We start from the raw sequence: 2,877 nt of genomic DNA on the forward strand, positions 1-2,877 counted from the left end.
GATACAGCAACGGGACCGGCGGTGAATGCGTCCAAGTAGCCGACACCATCCCTGGCACCACCCCCGTCCGCGACTCCAAGAACCCGGCAGGGCCCCGCCCCCCCAGCGCGGGCGGGGGCGGGGGCCCGGGGGGGGGCCGGTTCCCGCGGCCCGGGCGGGCGCAACCCCGCCCACCCCCCCCCAACGCCCCCGGGGGCACCCCCAGCGGACCGCCGCTGGGGTTCCGGGCTTTGGTACCGCTGGTGCCGTGGGTGCCATGTCGGACCCCAGGGCGATGAACCTGCGCTTCCGCGACCCCGAGCAGCGGGCCGCCATCGTGGCCGCCGCGAAGCAGGAGGGGGTCAGCCTGCAGGAGTACATCCTCTTCGCCGCCTATGCCCGGGCGACGGCCGTCGAGCAGCGGTTCCTGGACGGCTTCCGGCACTCGATGGCCCGCAGCGGCGCGGCCTTCGCGGCCGAACTTGCGGATCCCACCCCTGAGCACCGGGCCGCCGAACGGCAGGCGTGGCAGGAGCTCGCGGGGCAGGAGCGGGGTCACGCCGCGTGAGCTGAGCGGAGCCGTTCCACCCCCTCGACGTCGCCTCCAACGAGGCCTTCGCCTGGCACGCCACCGAGGCCTGGCTGTTCCTCAACGGCCTCCGTCTCGACCATCCGCCCAAGGCGGCCGTGGCACTGGTGCGCGACGCCGCCTCGGGAGCGGCCGGCCTCGCCCGGATCGCCCGGCAGCTGCGGGACTGGACCGTCGGCTGATCCCCGGACGCCGGGACCTCAGGCGGGGACGTGCGGCTTCCCGCGTTCCGCCCCGGGGTACGGCCGTCGCGGGCACCGGCAGGCGCGGCAGCCGGCGGGCCAGGGGCAGGGCGGCGGCCTCGAGGACGAATCCGTAACAGGCCACCTGGCCGTGCCCGTTGTCCTGGGCAGGCCACGTGGCGAGCCCGGCCGCCGGGACGCTCAGGCGAGGGTGTCGATCCAGTTCTGGAGGCGTCGGCCCTGGGTGGCCATCAGGTTCGGGTCGCGCAGGGTGTTGGTGAGGACGGACATGCCCTGGTACGCGGCGACGAGTTCGATCGCCAGGTCGTGCGCGTCGGGGCGGCCGAGCTGGGTGAACTGCGCCTCGGTCCAGTCGATCAGGGCCCGCATGACCTTGGCCGCGGCCAGGTCCAGGCCGTCGTCGCGCTTGTCGAGTTCGGTGGCCAGGGTGCCGAAGGGGCAGCCGAAGCGGGCGGCGGTGTCGCGCTGTTCGACCCAGCCGGCGACAAGTGTCCTGAGACGGGTGGCGGGATCGGGAAGTTCGTCCAATCGGGCCGTGAGCTCGTGCAGTTGGGCACAGTGGGCGTCCACCGCGGCCTCGACCAGCCGGTCCTTCGTCTTGAAGTAGTAGTAGACGTTGCCGAGGGGGACCTCGGCGACCCGGGCGATGTCACCGAGGGTGGTCTTCTCCACGCCCTGCTGGTGGAAGACCTCGACTGCGGCGGCCACCAGGCGTTCGCGTTTGCCGGTCCGGCCCCGTGCGGGCTCTGCACTCACGCCCGTCTCTGAGTCAGTCACCTGACTGAGGATAGACAGCGACTCCGCAGACCGCTAGCGTAAGTCTTAGTTAGTCAACTAACTCACTCATCTCTTGGAGCGGTCATGATCGTTGTTACGGGTGCCACCGGGAACGTCGGGCGGGCTCTGGTCCGGATGCTGGTCGGGTCCGGTGAGGCCGTCACCGCCGTGGCGCGGCGGATCCCGCAGGGCGCCGCGCCGCAGGGGGTGCGGACGGTTGCCGCCGATCTGGGCCGGCCGGAGAGTCTGACACCCGCGCTGGAAGGGGCCGATGCGCTGTTCCTGCTCGTGGCCGGGGAGGATCCGGGCGGGATCCTGCAGCGGGCGGCGGCTGCGGGGGTCAGGAAGGTGGTACTGCTGTCCTCTCAGGGCGTGGGCACCCGGCCAGGGGTGTATGCGCACGCCGCCGGGTTCGAGGCCGCCGTCGCCGGCTCGGGGCTGGATTTCACGGTGCTCCGCTCCGGCGGAATGGCCTCCAACGCCCTCGCCTGGGCCGAGCCGATACGGCTGCACCGCACGGCCGCCGCTCCGTTCGCCGAGGTGGGGCTGCCCTTCGTCGACCCGGACGACGTCGCGGCGGTCGCCGCCGCCGTACTGCGGCAGGACGGGCACGACGGGGCGACGTACGTACTCACCGGACCCGAGGTGACCACTCCCCGGCAGCGGGCCGCGGCCGTCGCGGAGGCGATCGGCGAGCCGGTGGCCTTCGTGGAGCAGAGCCGCGAGGAGGCGCACGCCCAGATGTCCCGGTTCATGCCGGCGCCCGTGGTGGCGGGCACGCTCGCCATCCTCGGGGAGCCCACCGACGAGGAACGGCGGGTCAGCGGGGACGTCGGGCGGGTGCTGGGGCGGGCTGCGACTCCTTTCGGGGCATGGGCGGTCCGCAACGCCGGGGCGTTCCGCTGACCTTCGGCGCGCTCTCGCCTCACGGACGCCGCGGGAGCGGGAACAGAAGGGCCGTCCAGTCCTGTTCGGCGGTCCACTCGGCGAAGGTGTGCCAGCGCACCTCGGGGTGGTCGCGGCGGAGGGCGGGCACGTCGACGTCGAGTCCGGCGGTGGTGAAGTACTCGAACATCGCCGCCAGGTCCGCGGAGCGGGTGCGGACGTGCGACAGGGGCACCTCCTGATGGACGACCGGGAAGCCGGCGGCCGTTGCCAGGGTGTGAGCGATGCGGGCCGGGGTCAGTTCGTCCGAGGCGATGTCGATGCGGTGGCCGGCGAAGTCGTGGGGGGGCGGGGGGGGGGGAGGGGCCGAACCCCCCCAGGCCACAGCGGGGGGTAAGCTGTTAGGGGGGGGGTGGGGGCGCGGCCCCGCGGCGGTGGGCCCGG

At 73.6% G+C, this 2,877-nt stretch carries 5 protein-coding genes and 1 pseudogene; 4 read left to right on the forward strand and 2 right to left on the reverse strand.

From position 1 onward, the window contains the following. From ACFW2E_RS15615 to ACFW2E_RS15625, 3 genes and pseudogenes are all read left to right on the forward strand, one after another. Positions 1-278, forward strand: a 278-nt coding sequence (locus ACFW2E_RS15615; protein ID WP_384466617.1) for a DUF397 domain-containing protein, incomplete at its 5' end; no start/stop codon positions are given. Then, positions 257-547, forward strand: coding sequence for a hypothetical protein (locus ACFW2E_RS15620; RefSeq protein ID WP_384466619.1), 291 nt, complete (start codon positions 257-259; stop codon positions 545-547). The genes ACFW2E_RS15615 and ACFW2E_RS15620, both read left to right, overlap by 22 nt. Before the next feature lie 35 nt (positions 548-582). Beyond that, positions 583-750 (forward strand): annotated as a pseudogene (locus ACFW2E_RS15625) (fic family toxin-antitoxin system, toxin component); the annotation flags it as partial. A gap of 201 nt (positions 751-951) precedes the next feature. Here the strand turns inward: ACFW2E_RS15625 and ACFW2E_RS15630 are convergent. Further along, on the reverse strand, positions 952-1,548 hold the full coding sequence (locus ACFW2E_RS15630) for a TetR/AcrR family transcriptional regulator (protein ID WP_384466621.1): 597 nt from the start codon (positions 1,546-1,548) through the stop codon (positions 952-954). An 84-nt stretch (positions 1,549-1,632) separates the two neighbouring features. Between ACFW2E_RS15630 and ACFW2E_RS15635 the strand changes: the two genes are divergently transcribed. Beyond that, a complete protein-coding gene (locus ACFW2E_RS15635) occupies positions 1,633-2,454 on the forward strand; it encodes an NAD(P)H-binding protein (protein ID WP_384466623.1) in 822 nt (273 codons plus the stop codon). Between the two features lie 19 nt (positions 2,455-2,473). Here the strand turns inward: ACFW2E_RS15635 and ACFW2E_RS15640 are convergent, their stop codons facing one another. After that, positions 2,474-2,818, reverse strand: a complete 345-nt coding sequence (locus tag ACFW2E_RS15640; RefSeq protein WP_384466625.1) for a hypothetical protein — start codon at positions 2,816-2,818, stop codon at positions 2,474-2,476. Positions 2,819-2,877: the final 59 nt, after the last annotated feature.

Source organism: Streptomyces sp. NPDC058964 (genome assembly GCF_042741275.1).
GTDB lineage: Bacteria > Actinomycetota > Actinomycetes > Streptomycetales > Streptomycetaceae > Streptomyces.

Coding starts and splice junctions, on each gene's coding strand:
- ACFW2E_RS15620 (WP_384466619.1), top strand. CDS start 257: ATGTCGGACCCCAGGGCGATGAACCTGCGCTTCCGCGACCCCGAGCAG.
- ACFW2E_RS15635 (WP_384466623.1), top strand. CDS start 1,633: ATGATCGTTGTTACGGGTGCCACCGGGAACGTCGGGCGGGCTCTGGTC.